This window comes from Pseudaeromonas sp. HNCC25DJ180, assembly GCF_055413345.1.
In genome coordinates, this window is record NZ_JBVAYF010000003.1 from 110,429 (window position 1) to 132,371 (window position 21,943).

At 55.8% G+C, this 21,943-nt stretch carries 22 protein-coding genes; 6 read left to right on the forward strand and 16 right to left on the reverse strand.

What is annotated here, in order from left to right; genetic code table 11:
- Positions 1-167 precede the first annotated feature (167 nt).
- From ACZYTD_RS03655 to ACZYTD_RS03680, 6 genes are all read right to left on the reverse strand, one after another.
- Positions 168-653, reverse strand: a complete 486-nt coding sequence (locus ACZYTD_RS03655; protein ID WP_463889319.1) for a glutathione peroxidase — start codon at positions 651-653, stop codon at positions 168-170.
- 260 nt (positions 654-913) lie between these two features.
- Complete coding sequence (locus tag ACZYTD_RS03660; RefSeq protein ID WP_463889322.1) at positions 914-1,525, reverse strand: putative adenosine monophosphate-protein transferase Fic; 612 nt, start codon at positions 1,523-1,525, stop codon at positions 914-916.
- Entirely contained in the window at positions 1,522-1,686 is a 165-nt protein-coding gene (locus ACZYTD_RS03665; protein WP_463889325.1) for a YhfG family protein, read from the reverse strand. The genes ACZYTD_RS03660 and ACZYTD_RS03665 overlap by 4 nt, the downstream gene beginning before the upstream one ends.
- A 298-nt stretch (positions 1,687-1,984) precedes the next feature.
- Positions 1,985-2,815 (reverse strand): lysozyme inhibitor LprI family protein, encoded by an 831-nt coding sequence (locus tag ACZYTD_RS03670; protein WP_463889327.1) that lies wholly within the window; start codon positions 2,813-2,815, stop codon positions 1,985-1,987.
- Between the two features lie 348 nt (positions 2,816-3,163).
- Positions 3,164-3,574, reverse strand: a complete 411-nt coding sequence (locus tag ACZYTD_RS03675; protein WP_463889331.1) for a hypothetical protein — start codon at positions 3,572-3,574, stop codon at positions 3,164-3,166.
- The gene (locus tag ACZYTD_RS03680) at positions 3,571-5,460 is read right to left on the reverse strand and encodes a pesticin C-terminus-like muramidase (RefSeq protein ID WP_463889334.1); all 1,890 of its coding nucleotides are present in this window, start codon (positions 5,458-5,460) and stop codon (positions 3,571-3,573) included. Before ACZYTD_RS03680 ends, ACZYTD_RS03675 begins: the two co-directional genes overlap by 4 nt.
- Between ACZYTD_RS03680 and ACZYTD_RS03685 the strand changes: the two genes are divergently transcribed.
- Entirely contained in the window at positions 5,449-6,099 is a 651-nt protein-coding gene (locus tag ACZYTD_RS03685) for a hypothetical protein (protein ID WP_463889336.1), read from the forward strand. The two genes, ACZYTD_RS03680 and ACZYTD_RS03685, sit on opposite strands and share 12 nt — an antisense overlap.
- Positions 6,100-6,689: 590 nt before the next feature.
- On the opposite strand, the gene ACZYTD_RS03690 is transcribed toward ACZYTD_RS03685, so the two are convergent.
- The 3 genes from ACZYTD_RS03690 to yihA all read right to left on the reverse strand — a co-directional run bounded on the left by ACZYTD_RS03690 (position 6,690) and on the right by yihA (position 9,756).
- Entirely contained in the window at positions 6,690-7,622 is a 933-nt protein-coding gene (locus tag ACZYTD_RS03690; protein WP_463889339.1) for a substrate-binding periplasmic protein, read from the reverse strand.
- Between the two features lie 75 nt (positions 7,623-7,697).
- A complete protein-coding gene (locus tag ACZYTD_RS03695; protein ID WP_463889341.1) occupies positions 7,698-8,930 on the reverse strand; it encodes a DEAD/DEAH box helicase in 1,233 nt (410 codons plus the stop codon).
- Positions 8,931-9,108: 178 nt separating this feature from the next.
- The gene (yihA, locus tag ACZYTD_RS03700; protein WP_463889344.1) at positions 9,109-9,756 is read right to left on the reverse strand and encodes a ribosome biogenesis GTP-binding protein YihA/YsxC; all 648 of its coding nucleotides are present in this window, start codon (positions 9,754-9,756) and stop codon (positions 9,109-9,111) included.
- A 99-nt stretch (positions 9,757-9,855) separates the two neighbouring features.
- Between yihA and ACZYTD_RS03705 the strand changes: the two genes are divergently transcribed.
- Positions 9,856-10,446 carry a DNA-J related domain-containing protein gene (locus ACZYTD_RS03705; protein ID WP_463889346.1) on the forward strand — a complete coding sequence of 197 codons (591 nt, stop codon included), beginning with the start codon at positions 9,856-9,858 and terminating at the stop codon, positions 10,444-10,446.
- Here ACZYTD_RS03705 and ACZYTD_RS03710 read toward each other — a convergent pair.
- The 3 genes from ACZYTD_RS03710 to ACZYTD_RS03720 all read right to left on the reverse strand — a co-directional run bounded on the left by ACZYTD_RS03710 (position 10,385) and on the right by ACZYTD_RS03720 (position 12,092).
- The gene (locus ACZYTD_RS03710; RefSeq protein WP_463889349.1) at positions 10,385-10,957 is read right to left on the reverse strand and encodes a M23 family metallopeptidase; all 573 of its coding nucleotides are present in this window, start codon (positions 10,955-10,957) and stop codon (positions 10,385-10,387) included. The genes ACZYTD_RS03705 and ACZYTD_RS03710 overlap by 62 nt on opposite strands.
- Before the next feature lie 60 nt (positions 10,958-11,017).
- Complete coding sequence (locus ACZYTD_RS03715) at positions 11,018-11,731, reverse strand: DUF3334 family protein (RefSeq protein ID WP_463889351.1); 714 nt, start codon at positions 11,729-11,731, stop codon at positions 11,018-11,020.
- 133 nt (positions 11,732-11,864) lie between these two features.
- Complete coding sequence (locus ACZYTD_RS03720; RefSeq protein ID WP_463889354.1) at positions 11,865-12,092, reverse strand: hypothetical protein; 228 nt, start codon at positions 12,090-12,092, stop codon at positions 11,865-11,867.
- A gap of 237 nt (positions 12,093-12,329) precedes the next feature.
- Between ACZYTD_RS03720 and yihI the strand changes: the two genes are divergently transcribed.
- The 3 genes from yihI (at position 12,330) to ACZYTD_RS03735 (ending at position 15,022) form a co-directional block, all read left to right on the forward strand.
- Positions 12,330-12,926 carry a Der GTPase-activating protein YihI gene (yihI, locus tag ACZYTD_RS03725; protein WP_463889357.1) on the forward strand — a complete coding sequence of 199 codons (597 nt, stop codon included), beginning with the start codon at positions 12,330-12,332 and terminating at the stop codon, positions 12,924-12,926.
- A 41-nt stretch (positions 12,927-12,967) separates the two neighbouring features.
- Positions 12,968-14,341: an oxygen-independent coproporphyrinogen III oxidase gene (hemN, locus tag ACZYTD_RS03730; RefSeq protein ID WP_463889360.1), complete on the forward strand. Its 1,374-nt coding sequence runs from the start codon at positions 12,968-12,970 to the stop codon at positions 14,339-14,341.
- Positions 14,342-14,551: 210 nt separating this feature from the next.
- Positions 14,552-15,022: an outer membrane lipoprotein gene (locus ACZYTD_RS03735; protein WP_463889685.1), complete on the forward strand. Its 471-nt coding sequence runs from the start codon at positions 14,552-14,554 to the stop codon at positions 15,020-15,022.
- Between the two features lie 95 nt (positions 15,023-15,117).
- Here the strand turns inward: ACZYTD_RS03735 and glnG are convergent, their stop codons facing one another.
- From glnG to glnA, 4 genes are all read right to left on the reverse strand, one after another.
- Positions 15,118-16,530 carry a nitrogen regulation protein NR(I) gene (gene glnG, locus ACZYTD_RS03740; protein WP_463889362.1) on the reverse strand — a complete coding sequence of 471 codons (1,413 nt, stop codon included), beginning with the start codon at positions 16,528-16,530 and terminating at the stop codon, positions 15,118-15,120.
- 9 nt (positions 16,531-16,539) lie between these two features.
- The gene (glnL, locus tag ACZYTD_RS03745) at positions 16,540-17,592 is read right to left on the reverse strand and encodes a nitrogen regulation protein NR(II) (RefSeq protein WP_463889365.1); all 1,053 of its coding nucleotides are present in this window, start codon (positions 17,590-17,592) and stop codon (positions 16,540-16,542) included.
- Between the two features lie 69 nt (positions 17,593-17,661).
- Complete coding sequence (locus tag ACZYTD_RS03750) at positions 17,662-18,225, reverse strand: DUF4124 domain-containing protein (protein ID WP_463889368.1); 564 nt, start codon at positions 18,223-18,225, stop codon at positions 17,662-17,664.
- 94 nt (positions 18,226-18,319) lie between these two features.
- Positions 18,320-19,729: a glutamate--ammonia ligase gene (gene glnA / locus ACZYTD_RS03755; RefSeq protein WP_463889370.1), complete on the reverse strand. Its 1,410-nt coding sequence runs from the start codon at positions 19,727-19,729 to the stop codon at positions 18,320-18,322.
- A 342-nt stretch (positions 19,730-20,071) separates the two neighbouring features.
- Between glnA and typA the strand changes: the two genes are divergently transcribed.
- On the forward strand, positions 20,072-21,898 hold the full coding sequence (gene typA, locus ACZYTD_RS03760) for a translational GTPase TypA (RefSeq protein ID WP_463889372.1): 1,827 nt from the start codon (positions 20,072-20,074) through the stop codon (positions 21,896-21,898).
- Positions 21,899-21,943: the final 45 nt, after the last annotated feature.

Below are 21,943 nucleotides of genomic sequence, written 5' to 3' on the forward strand. Positions count from 1 at the left end.
GGTGCGTAGTGTTCTTCGTTCTTGCCGGCGAGCAGGGTAGTCAGACTCTTATAGATGTTTTTCATATCTCACCTCGTGGCTTTTGTGACCTTCGTCACTTTCGATATTAGCCACTTTGTGAAGTGGATCAACTTTTATTTTTCATGAAAACGTTTCTTTTCATATGGTTACGGTTTCATCAAGGCGTCGATGTGGGGAGCTAGCGCCTCAGGGGTGACCTGGGGGGCAAAGCGTTCGACCACCTCGCCCTGAGCGTTGATCAGAAACTTGGTGAAATTCCACTTGATGGCTTCTGTGCCCAGCAGGCCAGGTTGCTCGCGCTTGAGCCATTGATAGAGCGGATGGGCATCCGGGCCGTTGACCGCGCACTTGGCCATGACGGGGAAGGTGACCGGATACTCCAGGGAGCAGAAGCGGGCTATCTCGGCGGCATCTCCCGGCTCCTGAGCGCCAAACTGGTTACAGGGGAAGGCGAGTATGATGAGGCCTGCCGCATGGTAACGCTGGTAGAGGGCTTCCAGCCCGCTGTATTGGGGAGTAAAGCCGCAACGGCTGGCCACATTGACGACAAGCACCACTTTGTTTCGCAGGCGGGCGCTATCAAACGGGGTGCCATCGAGCAGGGTGAGGGAAAACTGGTCAAGCGAACTCATGGGCGCCTCCTGGCGAAGTGGCAATGATGCTGCTCTAACCATAAGCCTGTCGGCAGACGGTAGCTACACATATGCATAGCGGGCAGCATGGGCTAGGTTGTTATTGGCCCAGACGGAGGCAACAGGACCGCCACTTCAATAGAAGTATCGGCTAGGGTGGCCAGCACCTTGGCGGCGAGAGCCAATACCACCGCATCGCCCAGCAGATGCGACTCTACGGCAACACCACTAATTTGCGTTTTGATGGGCGGGTGAACTGTCTAAGACGCTCGAGAATTAAAGGTTGAGCCTATGCATTTCTCGAAGATGGCATACATGGGTTGGTAGTGGCAGTAATAACCGGCAATGTTGGCCTGTAACCACTCATCTTGCTCTACCTGCGACCAGTCAATTTCATAGCCGCAGTTGATGATCATATGCTCAAACAGGATGCGCTGTGCCCGGCCGTTTCCTTCACGAAACGGGTGAATGACATTCAAATCCGCATAAAATTCAGCTGTAGTTTTGATGAGCTCTGAGCGAGTTAACTCTGTCAGTGCTTGCCCGCCATCAATTAGGGAAAACAGTTTATCAGCCTCAACTTCGATTCTTTGGCATGAGCAAAATCGAGTATCACCCTTTGAGATATCAATGGTGCGTAATTGACCCGCCCATGCATATAAGTCGGAAAAAAGTGCGCGGTGGATCCTGGAGAAATAACTTAAATCGTAGGGCGGCAGGGCAAACTCAATCTGATTGGCACAGAGGGACGATATTTCTCGCTCGGCTTCCTCGAGCAGCCTATCGTCACGAATATGGAGGGTATTGATCAGGATGTCACTGTCTGGATAGCAGTATGGATCCGAGCCAGTACCATACTTGTCACGACTCATCGGTTTCCATAAGCCCGATACTTGTTCAGCAGGCTCTCCTTGCTGGCGGCGGTGTCTGTCGTACCCGGTTTGATACCTTCTAGACGCAGGCTGGCCGCATAGTTCCGTGCCCGCACCTTGGCGGTAAATGCCTGTTTTTCTTCCAGAGTCGGTTTGGTCATTACGGGCTCCCAGCCATTCAGTAGGCTAAGTATAAATCCCAAGCAACTGGCTGACTATGGCTCGTTGTGCGGTGCAAGCTCAGTTGCCGGAGTGGGGTAGCCCGTTGAGGCCACAGGCCATCCCCCTTCCTGCCATTAGCCCAGATGAGCGTGTTGGCGTCAGGTTGTTCCGCTGCCTCATTGGCACCAACGCATAACGGGAATAGCGCCCTCTTTGCTGCCAGCCGTGGTGATTGGAGCTATTGATGCGTTACTCAGGCCGCAAACGCGGCCTGGATAATAAGTAGGGTGCAAATGCTTAGTTATATTTGCCACCACCAAGGTATTTAATCCGCTCCTTGGTCATGCCGGTTTGACATTGGAATATATTTACTCGGTCTGGCACCACAGCACTATCGCTATTAGCCTGTTGAATGGTGCCGCATTTGTCCTCTTTTTTATAGATCCAGTCCACCTGTGAATATTTCATGGATGTGCGAAATGAGGATGGGATGGCCTTCCAGATTTTATTGAGCTCGTTGTCGGCTTCTGTATATTCACTCTTTGCCAGAACAATATTTGCCGGATCATACTGCTTGAGGATGTCATCCTTATCGACGGCCAGTGTCGCGGATCTTGCAAGCGACGCCATGGGGGTGGAAATGCCATCGGTATTAACTGAGATATCTTTGCCGTTGTCCGCCAGCATTATGCTGTAGTGGATATTTTTCCATGTCAGCTCACCACCCTTATCGAGGGCATTACTCACTGCAATGTAATTTGAATAGACACGTGGTGTTTTATCTGCCAGTTCATTCAACTCAGCCGGCACTGTCATCTTGATTGTTGCAATGCAGCTTAATGAGTTGCCTGATTCACTGGTGGTGCTGACGCCTGATATTGTTACAGGCAGAGTCATTAACTTGGCTCTATATTGTTCTTTCTTGCCACTAGAGGTTGGTATGCCATATAGCGATGTCAATCTTGTAGATGCTTCATCTCTCATAGTGTCAACCAGTGCAGATATAGCATCCTCTCTACCGCATTTAAACGGTGTTTTCTCTTCATCTGAGCTTGAGCCAAAGAATCCTGCATTTGCAGAGCATGCAAAGCTATAACCAAAAACGACAGCTAGTAATTTTAATTTCATAACAAGTCTTCCATGATGTTGGTTTGGGTTAAATATAATCTTCTGAATAAGTTACTTGTATTTCTGTTTCCCTCTTCTCTCCTTCCTAGAATTTTGTATAAGTTTCCCCGCCAGACATATGGCTGGTCAGATTCAGAGTTTTTGAGGAGGGCATGTCATACGTAATCGCCATCGAACCCTTTGGTTTTTAAGGGGGGGGGTTGACGATAAAATCTGCTCATCAACTAAGAAAATTTCATATATATTTCATCAGCCTGTCGCGGAATAATCTGTGTATGAGTTGTTTCAAAGGACGGTGCGGTCAACTTGAACGCACCATTCCCAAATCAATCTGTATCTTGATCGTGGTCAACATCCATCCACTCTGAATGACAGAGCAATAAATTGACTATCAACACCCAATGGTGAAATCAACATTGGCAGGAGGGAGTTATATGTTCCTGTTTTCGATTTATCTGAAAAGCATACTGTATAATCGAGAACTCCGTCTCTATTTTTATCTTTTTTCTCTATGACGGTAAATATATAACTCCAGTCTTGGTTCTCTATCGAAAACCCATTTTTAAAATATATTGGTTTAGGTAAGCCAATTTGGTTTAAGTAAACTTTGTCTTTAGTCCTCATGGGCATCAAAGAGCTTCGGAATGTTGATATGTTTAACTTATTATATATGGCTTGCAATTCCGATGGAGAGGCGGTTTGTTCTTTCGCCACCATGGAGAATGAAAGAAAAGACAATGCGATAATTATGAGTTTCATAGTATACCTTCTAAATATTCTGCTTCTTTACGCCTTCTTGTGTTGTAAGCATCACCAAAATCTAAGAGGTTGTCATGTGCGTCCTGCCACTCTTGATTTACAACCTGCTCCCAAAATGATGGTGTGCTAATCTTCATTGATCCGTACTGGTATTCTACTGAAGCGATAACTGTTTGAGCCTCTTTAGGTAGTAATTCAAATTCAATATTGCTTTCTGTGTTATACTTTCTAATTAGTTCGTTTGTGCTTTGTTTTTTTACTGCCAAATAGATTTCATTAGCTTCGTCAGTAGTAATTATTAGCGGGCTTTCTCTCACAAAACGTTCTGCCTCGTGTTTTTTCTTTCCTAAATATGGTGTTAACTTAGATATCAAACAAGGGTTCAATTCTAACCTGTTTAGGTCTGATGGGTTTCTAGCCCCCAAATCGAATCCAACAGATATTGTAACACCACTTTGGCTGTTTTCTGGTTCAGGTACATACCCGTTTAAAACGATTCCACCTTCTAGGCTATGAATAAAATCATAATCAATTTTTAGTGATGGATTATTATCTTTAACCCCCACCAAGCCCATCATCCCTGCTGGGTGAATAAACCAGGGCTTGGTGTCGCCTAATATGGCACTGGCGTCTTCTATCCACGCCAATTTATTGTTGAGTTCCAACATATAGTCGTAGAGCTTGGGGCGAGCTTCGAGCTCTTGTTTCAGGCGTGGCCAGTCACGGCGTTTGACCCATTCGCTCTGGTGGCAGATAAACAGGTGCCGTATCTGGTGGGCCAGTTTCGGATCGCGCAGGGTTTGCTGGATATCGCTGGCGGTGAGCTGCTCATCTCCATCGCGGTCGGTCACTAGGGCATTGTAGAGAGCGGTGAAAAACGCGCTGCCCTCTTGGTTTTCCGTTTCGGCCTTCTCCAGAAAACCATCCTGATCCTGGCTGCCATCGAACAGCCCTACACCCAATTTTGCCCAGTCATGCTGGCTGACCACTTCACTCTTTCCCACCAGCAAAACATGTTCATCTTCGGCCACTTTCACAAACTTATTGCTGTTCTGGGTCACTCTATCCTGCTCTTTGATCGGGTACGGGGCCGCCAGGGGGCCAAACTCGCTGGCTTCTGTGTAGCTATTGTTCTCTAGCCGAAAGGTGCTGACAGATTTGCCCTCTTCGAGCAGCAGATAAGCCTGGCCGCCACTCAGGCGTCCGGCGTTTGCGACACACTGCTGCAGGGCTGCTTTATCACTACTGGCGACAAAGGTCTCAATGTGCACCATTTTTGGGGCATTGTTGCTCTGATAACCGCTGGCGGTCAACCTGATGGATCCTCCCTCGCCCCAGTGGCCAATCAGCTCACCGGCTTGCACGGCAATAGGTTGGCTTAAGCGATCCACCACCCGGTTCGGCACTATGGCCACGCTGGTCTCGGCGGCCAGCCGCTGCCCCAGCAGGCGTTTAGCCAGCCACCCTTGCGCGCCCGCAGTGGCTAGGGTCATGGGGTGACCGGCGCTATCTGTAACTGGCCCGCTAACCGCCTTGAACACTTCAACTTTTACCAGCTCGGTCGGGCTGCCGTTTAAGGTGACTCTGCGTGAGGGCTCGCTCATCACTACCACTTCGCTGTGTGCTGGTAAGCCCAGCAGGCCTACAGTGCTGGATGAGGGGGCGGCTCTAAGCCAGGCGTTGCCCCGGGTGGCATATCGTTCAGGTTTGCTTGCCGGTGGCGTCATCCAGGCCGGTTGGGCCTTGCGTTCTGCCTTGATATGCTGGACTGCAATATAGAAAGCTTGTGGGTCACCCGACTGCGGGGCGCGGTAACTCGCCAGTTGATAGGAGTGTGACTCGTTGCGGGCGTTGCTGCGCTCCACGGGCTGGCCATGGATCTGCACCTCGGCGCCATGGCGAGCCGTGCCAAGTCGGTCGGTGGCGCTGAACTGCTCGCCCTGGGCTGCGGCGTTATAGATGTTTACCCCCTGGCCAGAGAGGACCCAACGCTCGGGCTCGCCCTGGTAGGCTCTCTGGCAGGCGAGGTGCATATAGAGGCTGTAGAAGGTGAGTCGATTGCAGTGGCTCCCCTCCTTGGCCTCGTAGGTGTGGCGGAGCAGGCAGAAAGAGGGGGAAGTTTGCACCCTGATGGCATCGCCCGGCTGGTGTGCCTCGGCGGGCAGTGTCAGCTCCACTGGCGTATCGGCCAGGCGGTAGGCCACTATCTGGCCATCGGCTATGGCGCGTACCGCTCCGTCCGGGTGCCAGCCATTCTGGTTGCCAAGATGAATGCCGCCATGCCAGCTGCGGTTGTTGCCGAGCAAAAATGTCCCTCCCGGCTCGGCCGCCAGCTTAGCGATAAACTCCTCTGGCGAGGCGAGCTCCTTGGGGGTGTCCCGACTGCCGGTCTGCATCGGATAGACCATTTTCATCTCGCTACCCTCACTCGCAGAGGGGCCATACAGGGGGTAACCTTTGGCGGGGTGATACGCAGGGCATCAGGCGAACAGGGGTTGGCATGGGACTATTCCTTGGTGGCTTAAGCACGGGTGATGAAACGCGCGCCAACCAAGGCACTAAGCATGCCACTCTTTTTTATTGAATTATTTCAATTAGTTAATGAGATACGAGTTAGCTAGTCCCATTCGGCTAAGCAATAAGTCGCGAAAACTGCGCACTCATTCCGGCAAACATTGCGCCATTAGTATGAAGATGAGGTAACTGTCGCTATTTATTGCTCAGGGCGGAAGTAAATCTGGCCAGGGTGTCAGCGTAACCGGGTGGGGCAGAGGTTCGGGAATTGGAGGGCGGGGTGAAACGGGGCGGGTGAGCAGGCGAATTGCTCGGGTGTCGGGGGGCGGGAGCTTTCGGAAAGAGTTCAGGCCGCAAAAGCGGCCTGAAATTAAGATGCTGTGGAAGGATTAGCGCTCGTAGCGGAAGAAGTACTCGCGGGTAGCAGGGGCGTAGTGTTCTTCGTTCTTGCCGGCGAGCAGGGTAGTCAGACTCTTATAGATGTTTTTCATATCTCACCTCGTGGCTTTTGTGACCTTCATCACTTTCGATACTAGCCACTTTGTGAAGTGGATCAACTTTTATTTTTCATGAAAACGTTTCTTTTCATATGGTTACGGTTTCATGGGTTCTTGTGAGTCTCATCTTGCGCCGGAGGGAGCGGCTTGAGGGGATCCAGCCAGAGTTCGGGGCGTTCGAGCGGGGTATCTGCTGGCAGGAAGGGGTTGTCGAGATAGAAGACGCGGCGCCCTGGCAGGTTGGCCTGCTCCAGCACTGGACGGTAGTAGTTGAAGAAGAAGCGGTCGAAGCTGCCATCGGCCTGCATCTGCTCCAGCCCGCTCTGCAGGCGTTTGGCCAGTTCAGGGCTATTGCGGCTGACATAGAAGAATACCGGGTAGCGGTAGACCAGCAGCAGAGTCTGTTCGATATGCAGATCCGGAAAGTGGGGGTGCAGTGCGGCGTACTCCAGCGGCGCCTCGTTGACACCGCGCGGGAAGTAGTCGAAGCGTCCGCTGAGCAACATGCGGAATAGTCCTTCGTAGGTTTCGCCTGGGATGACCTCGAAACCATTATGGTGGTAGATCTTAATATCCCCCCAGTTGGCTCCTTGTCCCAGCCGCAGCTTCTTCAGCTCATCGAGTGTGCGGATGGCGCTGAAGCGGGGCTGATCCTGTTTGCGGATCAGGAAGATACGGTAGCCGAGCAGCCCCTTGAGCAGCGGGAACGGGATGCGGATCATCTGGCTATCCAGATCGGCATGACCGGCATCGCTCCACATCAGATTGATGCGTTCGCCCCGGATCGCCTCCTTGTTGAGGCGGCGAGACTCCATGGAGTTTGTATAGGGCTGGAGCTGGTAGGGGCCAAATTCGGTGGCGGTTTGGGTCATCAGCTGTTGAATGAGCCGGTATTCGTAGTTAAAGCGCAGAGCATCTTCCGGCTGCTGCAGGTAGCGCACCACCTGCGGGGTGGTAGCGATCGCCGGGGCCATCACCAGCAGAGCGAGCAGCGTCACCAGCCTGGTAAGCCGCCGCATCGTGAGGTCGATAGCCATGGGACTCTCCGGACTAGGGACTATAGATCCAGCTTAGTTCACGAATGTCATTTCTGTTGCTTGGTGCCAGCCCGCTCAGCGTTTGCCTCGGCCACCCTTGTTACCCAGCGCCCGCTGTTTGGCGCGCTGTTTCTGGGCGGTCTTGCCATGGCGGCGTGGGTCGGGGAGGGCTTGGCTGAGATCGGGTTCGAAGCCGGGAAACCACTGCTGGGGCAGGCGCTGATCCAGCACCGCCTCCACCTCTTCCAGGCGCAGGGCGTCTTCGCTGCTGAACAGTGTGATGGCCAGCCCGGTCTTGCCCGCGCGGCCGGTGCGACCGATGCGGTGCACATAATCCTCCGCGACATGGGGCAGCTCCAGATTGAGCACATAGTTCAGCTCGGGAATATCCAGGCCGCGGGCGGCGACATCGGTGGCCACCAGCGCCTGCAGGGTGCCGTCGCGAAATGCCTGCAGCACCTTCTCCCGCGCTGCTTGGGAGAGATCGCCGTGCAGGGCTTGCGCCTGAACCCCTTGGGGCAGCAGTTGCTGGGCCAGCTTGTCGCAGCCCTGGCGGGTGCGGCTGAAGATCAGCACCGGCTGATAGCCCTTGACCCGGATGAGGTGACTGACCAGCTCGGCCTTGCGCGCGTTATCCACCGCATAGACCCGCTGCTCTATCTCGGCGGCGGTACTGTTGCGCGGTGCCACCTCGATGCGTTGCGGGTCCCGCAGCCGACTCTTGGCCAGCTGGTAGACGGCGTCGTTGAAGGTGGCGGAGAAGAGTAACGTCTGGCGCTCGCTGGGCAGTTGGGCCAGCAGGGCGTTGATCTCGTCGGCAAAGCCCATATCCAGCATGCGGTCGGCCTCGTCAAACACCAGCACCTCGACGCCAGTCAGCGAGACCACCCCCTGGCGCAGATGATCCAGCAATCGGCCCGGGGTGGCGATCACCAGCTCGACGCCGGATTGCAGCACCTCGGCCTGGGCGGCAATGCTGACGCCGCCGTAGACCAGGGCGGCACGCAACCGGCTGCCCGCGGCATACTGCTCGACGCTCTGATGCACCTGTAGCGCCAACTCGCGGGTCGGCACCAGGATCAGCGCGCGCACCGTCGGCTGGGCGGCTGGTTGCGTCAGCAGCCGCTGCAGGATCGGCAGCACGAAGGCCGCCGTCTTGCCGGTGCCAGTCTGGGCGCCCGCCATCAGATCCTGGCCGGCCAGAATGACGGGGATCGCCTGCTGCTGGATGGGCGTGGGCTGGCGGTAACCCAGACGCTGCAGGTTCTCCAGCAGGACGGGGGCGAGGGCAAGATCGGCAAACGACATAAGGCATTCCAAACAGACGCGCCGGACTTACTCTGGCCCGGCGCCATAATAGCGTGGCGCGATGTTAGCAGATGCGCCCTGCTAGTCTAAAGGGGCTTTGGTTGTGGGCTAGGGCCAGGCCAACCCTGGATGCGGCCATAAAAAAACCGCCCGTAGGCGGCTTCTGGCAATCTGAGGCTTATTCGGCCTCGGGGAATTCGTCGCTGCTGTCGGGCTCGCCGTCGGCCAGGTACCATTCGCGCAGTACCTCTCTCATGGTCTCGATGCCGATGTCACGCAAAGAGGAGAAGGCTTCGACGCGTACCAGGTCGCCAAACATTTTCACATCCCGGCGTACCTGCTGCACTATGGTCTTGCGCGGGGCAGCATTGAACTTGTCGGCCTTGGTCAGTAGCACCAGCACCGGCAGATCGTTGCCCGAGGCCCAGTCCAGCAGTTGGCGGTCGGTATCCTTGAGGGGGTGGCGAATGTCCATCAACAGCACCAGCCCCTTCAGGGATTGGCGCTTTTGCAGGTATTCGGAGAGCGAGGCCTGCCACTTGCGCTTCATCTCTTCCGGCACCTGGGCGTAGCCGTAACCGGGCAAGTCGACCAGCCGTTTGCCGGGCTCCAGCTCGAAGAGGTTGATGAGCTGAGTACGACCCGGCGTTTTACTGGTCCGGGCCAGGTTCTTATGATTGGTCAGGGCGTTGAGCGCCGAGGATTTCCCCGCGTTAGAGCGCCCTGCGAAGGCCACCTCGATACCATCATCATCCGGAAGGTGACGAATATCCGGTGCGCTGGTCACAAAGTGAACCTTGTTGAAGTTCAGGGTTGGCGTTTCCAAGATTCATTTCCCGTAAATTAGGCTCTCTGGGCGGCAGGCGCATTCACCTGCCGTATTGGGCACTATAGTAGCATGAGTCGTTCCTCTTCCGGATCATCTATGGAAAATCTGCTGCTCGAACCTCTGCTGGGGTTGTTGCGCCAAGGTGGGCCTCACAAGCTGCATGAGCTGATGAGCCGGTTGCGCGCCGACGGCCTGTTACCCGAATGGCCACTCCCGGCGGAGCAGCAGCTGTTTCGCACCAACTTCCTGCTGATGAACGGGCTCTATCAGTTACAAGCTCGGCTCCTGGTCGAAGGGCTCTGGCTGGAGGTGGCGCCGTTAGCGCTCAAGCTAGAACCCTTGCCTGCCGGCCACCCGGGGGTGGCGAGACGCGATCCGCTGCGAGATTACTATCTCGACTGGCAGATCTTCTGGCAGACGGAGGTGGCCGAGATCGAGGCGCTGTTGCGATCGTTCTGGCAGGGTTACTGTGGTGCCCTGCAGCCGGCGGTGAGGGCGCGGGCGCTGGCCGTGCTGGAGCTCGATGAGCAGGCCACGGCCCAGCAGATTCGGCGGCGCTGGAAGGCGCTGGCGCTGCGTTTTCATCCGGACCGGCCCCAGGGTGACGCGGCCCGCTTTGTTGCCATCAATCTGGCTTGGGAGCAGTTGCGTGGGGGCGGGACGGGCGCAACAGCGGATCGGGATTGAGGTAGAAAATCTTTTTCCACCCTTGCCGCGACGCATCCCAGCGCCAGGGATAGGGCACCAGCGTGAGCAGACTGTAGTGCAGGTGCGGCGCCTTGCCCTTGGCGTTGCCACTGTCGCCGACGGCACCGAGGGCCGAGCCCTGTGTTACCAGTTGGCCACTCTGCACCAGGCTGCGGGCCAGATGGGCGTAGTAGTGCAGCCGCCATTGTGGCCCCAGTATCAAGACCACTACTCCTCCCATGGGGATCTCGCCCTGATAGAGCACAATGCCCGCGCTGGCGGCCACCACCTGGCTGCCATGGGGGGCGAAGATATCGATCCCCTTGTGTACCACAGACTTGCCCCAGGGGTAGGCCCAGAAGCTGTCGTGATTCCAATCCTGCGGAGCGGCCCCGGCGACCGGGATCTGCAACTGGGTTGGCCAACCTAGGCTGAGGGCAAAGAGCAGGGCCAACACAGCGCCGATCAGACCTCTTTTGCGCATCAGCCGGAGTGACGAAACCGCGTTCATGTTTTTTCCCCTATGAAAAAGCCGCCTGGCGGCGGCTCATAAACCCGGATGGGGATGGGATCAGAAACCGAGCGAGGCGAGTAGGTCATCGTGGGCGTCGTTGCTCTTGCTGCCGCCATTACCATTACCATTACCATTTTCGTTGCCGCCTATGCTTTCGCCCTTGGCGACGCTGTCGATCAGGCTGTCTGGATCCACGGCATCCCGCTGTTCAAACTCATGGAGCTGGATAAACTCGGTCTTATCCATGGCCAGTTCCATGTAGAAGATATTGTTCTTCTCGGTGAAGAAGGAGACGCGGCGTGTTTGGGGACGATCCAGGTTGGTGTCCACCGAGATCAGCACCTGCTTGTTCAGGGTCAGCATCTTGGGTTGGCTCTGGCTGATGGAGGTGCGCAGCTCCTGGCTCACCTTGCCGGTGAAGTCACCGAGGATCTGGTTCATCAACTCGCCCATCACGTTGCCCACTTCGTCCGAGGTGTGGCTGGTGGCCAGCTCTTCGCGGGGAATACCCATGTTCATCAGGTAGTTCTGGTACACCTCCATGGCGGCGGCGGCGGTGAAGTTGATGACCACCAGACCGGAGAAGGCGCCATCGAACAGCACGAAACAGCCGATGTCCGGGCGCAGACAGGTCTTGCTGATGCGCTGGACCATGGGGGAGTAGTGGATATCATGGCGAGTGGCCTCATTTAGAACGCCAGTCACCGAGTTGCACAGCTTCAGCAGTATGTCTTCGGTCGAGATGGGATCGCTTTTCTTGGTTTTCAGCATAGTGGGGCACCTTGTTGTGTCTACCGAGCGATAAGCATCGCGAGATAAGGGGGTAGACGGGATCTCTCATGGCTCAAATTATGGCAGAAATTAGCTCAGATCTTGGTGAAGATCATATGCCTCATTTCTGGACTTAGCGCTGGCCGCGTCGCTTCAGGGCTTCTAACAAGATAATAAATTGATAGGGCATGATCAGCAGCAAACCACCGATGAGCAGCGCGGGTTGCACATAGGGGCCGCGCCAGGCATCCGGCAGCAGCGGGAACCAGGCAAAATGCTCTATGATGCCAACCAGCATCATTACGGAACCCAGCACATCCAGTGCCAGCAGGGGCCAGGGGGCTTTCAGGCGTTGGGCCATCACTACTCCAACATAAAAATAGACCGAATCTCCCCAGCATACCGCGTCTGTGGCGTATGAGTAATCTATCTAGAGAGCTGAGTCGTATGACTGAGAGCCAGGTCGGGTTTTTCTCCTATGCTTGGAGCAGACAAAGGGTGGTGCGCAGTTGGGGGTGTGCCGCTTTCGTGTCACAATGGCGCCCCATGGGCCATTGTGGCTCAGATTAATGACTGTATTTGCTACACGGAGATCATCATGGCAGCCACGCAAAAGCCTGGTCAGGCGCCGGCCAAGGGCAAGAAGAGCAAGAGAAATGAGTCACAAGAGAGTGCCCAGGCTGCGCGTGAGCGCAAGCGGGAAGCCAAACGCAAGGGCTTGAAGCCCGGCTCCCGCCAAGGGGCCGAGCAGGGGGGCGCTGGCCACAATAGTGGCACTGGACCCAAAGATCCGCGCATTGGTTCGCGCAAGCCCGTGGTGTTGGTGGTGGAAGCCCAGGCCAAGCCGGTGAAGCCGGTGGTCGCCAAGCCGGAGAAAACGCCGGAGCAGCTGGCTGAGCAACAGGCTCGTCAACACAGGTTGAAGCTGGAGCAGGAACTGGCAACCCTGGAAAATGATGAGCGTCTCAATACGCTGCTGGATCGTCTGGATGAAGAGCTGACCATATCGGCTGCAGATGAGGCTTGGTTGGAAGAGATGCTGGATCGCCACCAGGTGCTGCTCAGTGAGCTAGGCATTGAAGATGAAGATGACGATGAGGAGCCCAGTTCCCCTGAGGAGCTGTTGCAGCGCTTTATCGAAGATGATTTTGATCCCAGCGAGATCAATCCTGAGTATAAGCCAGGCAAAAAGTAATGGTTTAATCCTGGGTCCATGGCAGCAGTGAGGAGTGGGCGGTGCAGTTTGACAAGGTCGTGTGGGATGAGGCGCTCATCCAGAAGTATAACTACAGTGGGCCACGCTACACCTCTTATCCCACAGCCCTGGAGTTCAGCGAAACGTTTGGCGTCGCCGATTTCCTGCAGGCGGCGGAGCAGTACCCGGAGCGGCCGCTGTCGCTCTATGTGCATATCCCCTTCTGCCACATGCTCTGCTACTACTGTGCCTGTAACAAGATAGTCACTCGGCAGCAGCGTAAGGCGGCCGAGTACCTGGGTTATCTCGAACAGGAGATGGCCCACCTTGCTCCCACGTTCGCGGGTCGAACCGTGACCCAGCTCCATTGGGGCGGCGGGACACCCACCTATCTGAGCGGTGATGAGATCCGTCAGCTGATGGCCATGCTGCGGCGCCATTTCCACTTGGCCGAGGTGGGCGAATTCAGCATAGAGGTGGACCCCCGCGAGATCGAACTCAGCCTGCTGGATGTGCTCAAGGAGGTGGGGTTTAACCGTCTGAGCTTCGGGGTGCAGGACTTCAACAAAGAGGTTCAGCAGGCAGTGAACCGGGTGCAGGATAACGACTTCATCCGTGCCCTGCTGGTTCGCGCCCGGGAGTTGGGCTTCCGCTCCACCAACCTGGATCTCATCTACGGGCTGCCGCTGCAGACCCGGGAGAGCTTCCGCCACACCCTGGAAGAGGTGGTGAAGTGCGAGCCGGCTCGCCTCTCCATCTTCAACTATGCCCACCTGCCTAGCCGTTTTGCTGGTCAGCATAAGATCAAGGAAGAGACACTACCGGCCCCCGCCGAGAAGCTGGCCCTGCTGCAGGAGACCATAGAGTTTCTCACCGCTCAGGGTTACCAGTATATCGGCATGGATCACTTCGCCCTGCCGGATGATGAGCTGGCGGTGGCCCAGCGGGAAGGCAAGCTACACCGTAACTTCCAGGGTTACACGACCCAGGGCGAGTGTGACTTGCTGGGGCTGGGGGTCTCGTCCATCAGCATGTTGGGGGATGCCTACTCTCAGAATCAGAAGGATCTGAAACTCTACTACGCGGCTATCACGGCTCAGGGGCAGGCTCAGTGGAAGGGGTGTGCTCTTAACCGGGATGACCTCATTCGGCGCGATGTGATCAAGCAGCTTATCTGCAACTTCCAGCTGGACTTTGCCACTATAGAGCAGGCCTATGGCGTGAGCTTTGCCGATTACTTCGCCCAGGATTTACTCTTGCTGCGCCCCTTTATCCAGGATGGCCTAGTGACGCTGGAGGCGGGAGGGGTTCGGGTCAGTACCACGGGACGCCTACTTATCCGCAACATTTGCATGTGCTTTGATAGCTATTTGCGTGAGCGGGCGCGGCAACAACAGTTTTCCCGGGTGATCTGAGTTTATCTTCAGGCCACTCCACTCATGAGGGCCGCGCTGTGCCGAGTCGTGGGTAGCCTGGGGCAAAGAGCGAGACTATTTTCATGCCGTTTAACTGCGGTTGTGGGAATGCCCTCATCTGGGATTGAGCAAACAAGCGGTTCACGTACTATAAGCAAGGTAACTTGCCAGAATTAGTTAGGTTCCTACCTACGTTAAGGAGTGCTCATGATGTGCAAACCACTATCTGTGCTGGCCCTGGGGCTGGCTGCGGCCCTGGTTGGGTGTGCTAACAGCGACACCTACTCCGGCGATGTCTACAGTGCCAACCAGGCAAAGACGGTGCAGACTGTCTCGTACGGTACTATTACCGCCACCCGGCCGGTGAAGATCCAGGGTGACAGCGGTGAGTCTATGATAGGCACCATAGCCGGCGGTGTGCTGGGTGGTGTGTTAGGTAGCGCGGTTGGCGGCGGCAAGGGGCAGGACATTGCCACTGTGGTGGGAGCCATAGGCGGGGCGGCTGCCGGGAAGACGGCCGGTGACAAGCTGAGTCAGGCGGATGGCGTCGAGCTGGAGATCAAGAAAGAGAATGGCGACAGCATAGTGGTGGTGCAGAAGGCCAGCCCCACCTTTGTACCGGGCAAGCGGGTGCGTATGGTGCAGTCCGCAGGCAAGACCAACGTGGCCGTGGTCGAATAGATAGCTAGCCAGAGAGAAACGAGAAGGGCTCCATAATGGAGCCCTTCTGCTTTTTTAGCTCCGGGTCAGGGCGCCAATGGCACCCGGTGGCGGCGTTACATGTCCAGCTCTTTGAGCTTCCGGGTCAGGGTGTTACGACCCCAACCGAGCAGACGGGCCGCTTCCTGCTTGTGACCATGAGTATGCAGCAGCGCGGTGTTGAGCATGATGCGCTCGAACTCAGGCAAGGCTTCGGCGAGTATGTCGATCTCACCTCGCGCCAGCTTCTGGGCCACCCACTGTTGCAGCTGATCCTGCCAGCGCTGGGATACCTGCTCGCGGCTGACGGTGCGCTCTTCGGCCGGGTTGAGCAGCTCGGGTGGTAGATCGGAGACCAGTATTTCCTGACCCGAGGCCATGACGGTGAGCCAGCGGCAGACGTTTTCCAGCTGGCGCACGTTACCGGGCCAAGGCAGACGGCTAAGATAGACCTCGGTGTCCGGGTGCAGCAGCTTGGCCTCCACATTCAGCTCCTTGGCGGCGCGCACCAGGAAGTGATGGGCCAGGCGCGGAATATCCTCACGGCGTTCGCGCAGGGAGGGGATGTGGACGCGGATGACGTTCAGTCGATGGAACAGATCCTCGCGGAACTCCCCTTCGGTGACGCGTTTCTCCAGATCCTGGTGGGTGGCGGCTATGATGCGCACATCCACCTGTACCGGTTGGTGGCCGCCGACGCGGTAGAATTGGCCATCGGCCAGCACTCGCAGCAGTCGGGTCTGCACTTCCAGCGGCATGTCGCCTATCTCATCCAGAAACAGGGTGCCGCCATTGGCCTGCTCGAAGCGGCCTTGGCGTACACTGTTGGCCCCGGTGAAGGCACCTTTCTCATGACCGAAGAGTTCCGATTCAATCAACTCTTTCGGGATAGCTGCCATGTTCAGCGCAATGAAGGGCTTGGCCGCTCGGGGGCTGTGTTTATGCAGCGCGTGAGCGACCAGCTCTTTACCGGTACCGGATTGGCCGTTGATCAGCACAGAGATAGAGGAGCGGGCCAGACGACCTATGGCACGGAAAACCTCCTGCATGGCCGGGGCTTCCCCTATGATTTCCGGGGCGTGGGCCGTGGCCTGCAGCTTGCTGCGGCGCTTGTTGCGCTGTTCGCGCAGGTGACTCTCGGCCCTTTGTACCAGGGCCACCGCCTCATCGATATCGAAAGGCTTGGGCAGGTATTCGAAGGCACCACTCTGATAGGCGTTCACGGCGCTATCCAGATCCGAGTGCGCCGTCATTATGATGACAGGTAGCTCGGGTTGTTTCTCCTGGATCAGCTGTAGCAGGGAGAGTCCATCTATGCCAGGCATGCGGATATCGGAAAGAATGACCTCGGGGAAGTCATTATCCAGTGCACTGAGCAGGCTCTCACCATCTTCAAAGGTGTGACATTCAAATCCTTCGGTACTGAGTGCGCGCTCCAGCACCCAGCGAATTGAGCTGTCGTCATCGACAATCCAGACTTTGGCAGCCATGTTATTCCCTTACTTACGCAGCGGTAGATAGATACTGAATTCGGTATGTCCAGGCCAACTGACGCACTCTATGCGTCCCTTGTGCTGGTCGATGAGATTCTGGGCGATGGAGAGGCCAAGGCCTGTGCCCCCCTCTTTACCCGATACCATGGGGTAGAAGAGGGTGTCGCGGATGTTCTCCGGTATGCCGGGGCCGTTATCCATGATCTTGATCTCGGCGGCCAGGCGATAACGCTTGCCGTGTATGGTGATCTGGAAGACGGTGCGGGTCTTCAGACGGATCTCACCTTGCCCGCCCATGGCTTCAACGGCGTTGCGCACTATATTCAGGAACGCCTGCTGCAGCTGATCCGGCTCCATCTCGAAGTCGGGAATGCTGGGGTCGTAGTCGCGGATAAGCTTGATGCTGGAGGGGGCCTCCAGCTCGACCAGGCGCCGTACCTGCTCCAGCACGGAGTGGACGTTGTGTACCTGATGACGGCCTGGCCGTTGGGGACCCAGCAGACGGTCTACCAGATTGCGCAGGCGATCGGCCTGGGCAATGATGATGCCGGTGTACTCTTTGAGATGTTCATCCGGCAGGGCTTTTTCCAGCAGTTGGGCGGCGCCACGCAGGCCGCCAAGCGGGTTCTTGATCTCGTGAGCCAGGCCGCGAACCAGATCCCGTGCCGCCAATTGCTGGGCATGCTGTTGCAACTCCTGACTGATGCGCTTTTGCTGATCTATCTTGCGTAGCTCCATCAGCGCCAGCTGCTCGCGCTGCTCATAGATGGCAACCACGCTCACTTCTACCAGGCGCGGTTCCCCTTCGATCACTAATGTGACCTCATTATCGGTGAAGCCTTGCCCCAGGCGTAGACAGGAGCGTAAGCGCTCCAGATCGAGGGAGATATATTCGACTATCTGTTCCAGGCGATGCTGGACCAGGCGGCGTGCACTGATCCCGAGCAGCTGTTCGGCGGCAGGATTGACGTAGTGCACTACCAGGTTGGTATCCAGCAAAACCACTGCGGTCAGTAGATTATCCAGCAGTGTGCCTGGTAAATCTGGACGGCTATTCAAAGTAGAGCTCCCATTTATGGTGCGGTGCACCTAATTAGTGCGAAACTCTACCTGTATTGGTGCGAAAGGTTAACCAGCTTTGGGCTTGGGTTTGGCCTTGGGCGCCGTCAACGTGGATACACGAAACAAGTAGAAGGTCACAGTGGTGGACGATGCAAGTATCTTGCCGCTTTCATCCTGTACCTGGACTTCCAGTTGGTGCATGCCACGCTCGACATTGGTGAGCTCGGCGGAGAGGGTGTTGTCATAGCTGCCCAGCTCTTGGCCATCCAGCAACACCTTCATCACGTAAGGGGCTGTGGGTTGGGGGGTCACACTGGCGACCACCTTTACCAGGCCGCTGTTTTCTCGCAGGGTTTCACCATTGGCCGGGCTGGTAACCGTCAGTCGATAGGATTCGATGGCGGTCAGTGCGGCATCTGTGGTCGCCTTATCTGCGGGGGTCGCTTCTGGCGTCTGGCTGCCAGTGCTGGTATTGACGACACTCATGTTGAGTTGTTCGCTCTCCACGCCTTCGCTCAGACGATCGGAGAAGTGGACCACACCCTTATCATCCACCCATTTGTGAATGGTGGGCTCGGCAGCGTGGAGCGGTAGGGAACAGAGTAGGGGAAGTATCCATAGACGATGCATGATGAAGCTCCTTTTCTTTCGCAAATGAAGCCATCATAGCCAGTCACATAAAAAAAAACCCGCCTTGCGGCGGGTTTTTCGACACTCTGCACAATTAAACAGAGTAGTACAGTTCGTACTCAACCGGGTGCGGAGTCATGCGCACACGATCCACGTCAACTTGCTTCAGCTCCAGGTAGGAGTCGATGAAGTCGTCGGTGAACACGCCGCTACGAGTCAGGAACTCACGGTCAGCATCCAGAGAGGCCAGAGCTTCTTCCAGTGAACCCGCAACAGTCGGGATCAGCGCCTCTTCTTCTGGCGGCAGGTCATACAAGTTCTTATCCATGGCTTCGCCCGGATGGATCTTGTTGATGATACCGTCCAGACCGGCCATCAGCTGAGCAGCGAAAGCCAGGTAGGGGTTGGCAGCCGGATCCGGGAAGCGAACTTCGATACGACGGGCCTTCGGGCTCGGTACCACCGGGATACGGATAGAAGCAGAACGGTTACGGGCAGAGTAAGCCAGCATGACCGGAGCTTCGTAACCTGGAACCAGACGCTTGTAGGAGTTGGTGGTCGGGTTAGCGAAGGCGTTGATGGCCTTGGCGTGCTTGATGATACCGCCGATGTAGAACAGGGCCATTTCAGACAAGCCACCGTACAGGTCACCGGCGAACAGGTTTACACCGTCCTTGGCCAGAGACTGGTGACAGTGCATACCAGAACCGTTATCACCAAACATCGGCTTCGGCATGAAGGTTACAGTCTTGCCATAGGCATGAGCGACGTTATGGATAACGTACTTCTGGACTTGAACTTCATCGGCCTTTTTGGTCATGGTGTTGAAGCGGGTCGCGATTTCGTTTTGACCAGCAGTCGCCACTTCGTGGTGGTGAGCTTCAACAACTTGGCCCATCTCTTCCAGGATCAGACACATGGCTGAACGCAGGTCTTGAGAAGAGTCAACCGGAGCAACTGGGAAATAACCACCCTTAACGCCTGGACGGTGACCCTTGTTACCACCTTCGTATTCGGTAGCTGAGTTCCAAGCGGCTTCTTCTGCGTCAACCTTGAAGAAAGAACCGCCCATGGTGTTGCCGAAACGGACGTCATCAAAAATGAAGAATTCCGGCTCAGGTCCAAACAGAACGGTATCGGCGATGCCGCTGGACTTCAGGAAACCTTCGGCACGCTTGGCGATGGAACGCGGATCGCGATCGTAGCCTTGCATGGTAGCCGGTTCCAGGATGTCACAACGAATGATCAACGTAGTCTCTTCGGTGAACGGATCCAGCAGGGCAGTAGAGGCATCCGGCATCAGCACCATGTCTGATTCGTTGATACCCTTCCAGCCGCCGATGGAAGAACCATCGAACATCTTGCCGTCTTCGAAGAAGCCTTCGTCGATTTGATGGTGAGGCACGGAAACGTGTTGCTCTTTGCCCTTGGTGTCGGTGAAGCGCAGATCGACAAACTTCACTTCTTGTTCTTTGATCAGAGCCAGAACATTTGCTGCTGACATGCTAAATAACCTCCGGTGTCGTGGAAAACTGAATTAGCTGCAGAAATCATGCTGCCACATTTCAAGCTAAAATTGTGCCAACAAAAAAAATCCCTTAACTAACAAACAGTAACGGCAAAGATGGGGCGTTCTCATCATCCTGATGCACCAATTAGGTGAGTTTCTGGATCAATGTGGCGCCCCAAAAAGGTGCAATAAGACCCAGCACGCCATCACTGGGTGAATAATACTGTGATCTTGTCCATCAGGCTTCATTAAATTTGCTTGGAATATGCTAGGAAGATCACACGGTCGAGAGTAAAATGACCGACCAATTTTTCCCCACTTGTTTTAGAGGCGAGGATGTTAGAGAAGCTCCGCAATATTGCCATTATTGCGCACGTTGACCATGGCAAGACTACACTGGTAGATAAGCTGTTACAGCAATCCGGCACCCTGGATCGTACCAGTGACGGTCAAGAACGGATCATGGACTCCAACGATTTGGAACGGGAGCGCGGCATAACCATCCTCGCTAAAAATACCGCCATTCGTTGGAACGACTACCGTATCAATATCGTAGATACCCCAGGCCACGCCGACTTCGGTGGTGAGGTGGAGCGCGTTATGTCCATGGTGGACTGCGTGCTGCTGCTGGTCGATGCGGTTGACGGCCCTATGCCGCAAACCCGTTTCGTAACCCAGAAGGCCTTCGCCCAGGGTCTGCGCCCCATAGTGGTCATCAACAAGGTTGACCGTCCGGGCGCACGTCCGGATTGGGTTGTCGATCAGGTGTTCGATCTGTTCGACAACCTGGGTGCCACCGATGAACAGCTAGATTTCCCGATCGTGTACGCCTCTGCTCTGCAGGGCTACGCCACCATGGATCTGGCTAACCCATCCGACAACATGGATCCGCTGTTCCAGGCCATCGTTGACTTCGTCGAGCCGCCGAAGGCTGATCCGAATGGCGAGTTCCAGATGCAGATCTCCCAGCTGGATTACTCCTCCTATGTAGGGGTTATCGGTATCGGTCGTATCACCCGTGGTAACGTCAGGCCGAACATGCAGGTGACTGTAGTGGGCGCCGATGGCAAGACCCGTACCGGTAAGATCGGTCAGGTCATGGGTTATCTGGGTTTGCAACGCACCGAAATCACCGAGGCCCAGGGTGGTGACATCATCGCCATTACCGGTCTGGGTGAGCTGAAGATCTCCGACACCATCTGCTCCAACGCTGCTGTCGAGGCGCTGCCTCCGCTGTCAGTCGATGAGCCGACCGTGACCATGACCTTCCAGGTCAACACCTCACCGTTCGCTGGTAAGGAAGGGAAGTACGTTACCTCCCGTAATATCCTGGAGCGTCTGCAGAGCGAGCTGGTCCACAACGTGGCGCTGCGTGTCGAAAATACGGATGATCCAGATAAGTTCCGCGTCTCCGGCCGTGGTGAATTGCACCTGGGTATCCTCATCGAAAACATGCGTCGTGAAGGCTTCGAACTGGCGGTATCCCGTCCAGAAGTCATCATGCGTGAAGAAAACGGTGTGAAGATGGAACCGATGGAGACCTTGACCGTCGACATCGAAGATCAGCATCAGGGCTCTATCATGGAGAAGCTGGGTGAGCGTAAGGCTGACCTGCGTAACATGGTGCCGGATGGCAAGGGTCGCGTACGTCTGGATTATCTCATCCCGGCTCGTGGTCTCATTGGCTTCCAGACCGAGTTCATGACGCTCACCTCTGGTACCGGCCTGCTCTATCACTCTTTCGAGAGTTACGGCGAGCACAAGGGTGGTTCCATTGGCCGTCGCCAAAGCGGTGTGTTGATCTCCAACGCCACCGGTAAGGCGCTGGGCTTTGCTCTGTTCAGCCTGCAGGAACGTGGTCGTCTCTTCATTGAACACGCCACCGAAGTGTACGAAGGTCAGGTGATCGGCATTCACAGCCGCTCCAACGACCTGACCGTAAACTGTCTGAAGGGTAAGCAGCTGACCAACATGCGCGCTTCCGGTACCGATGAAGCGATCGTGCTGACCACGCCTATCAAGAAGACCCTGGAGCAAGCTCTGGAGTTCATCGATGATGACGAGTTGGTGGAAGTGACCCCGCTGAGCGTCCGCATCCGTAAGAAGTTGCTGACCGAAGTGGATCGTAAGCGTTACAACCGCTCCTCCGGCAAAGAAGAGTAATTCTCTTCAGTGATAGAACGTGAAACCCCGCCAAGTGCGGGGTTT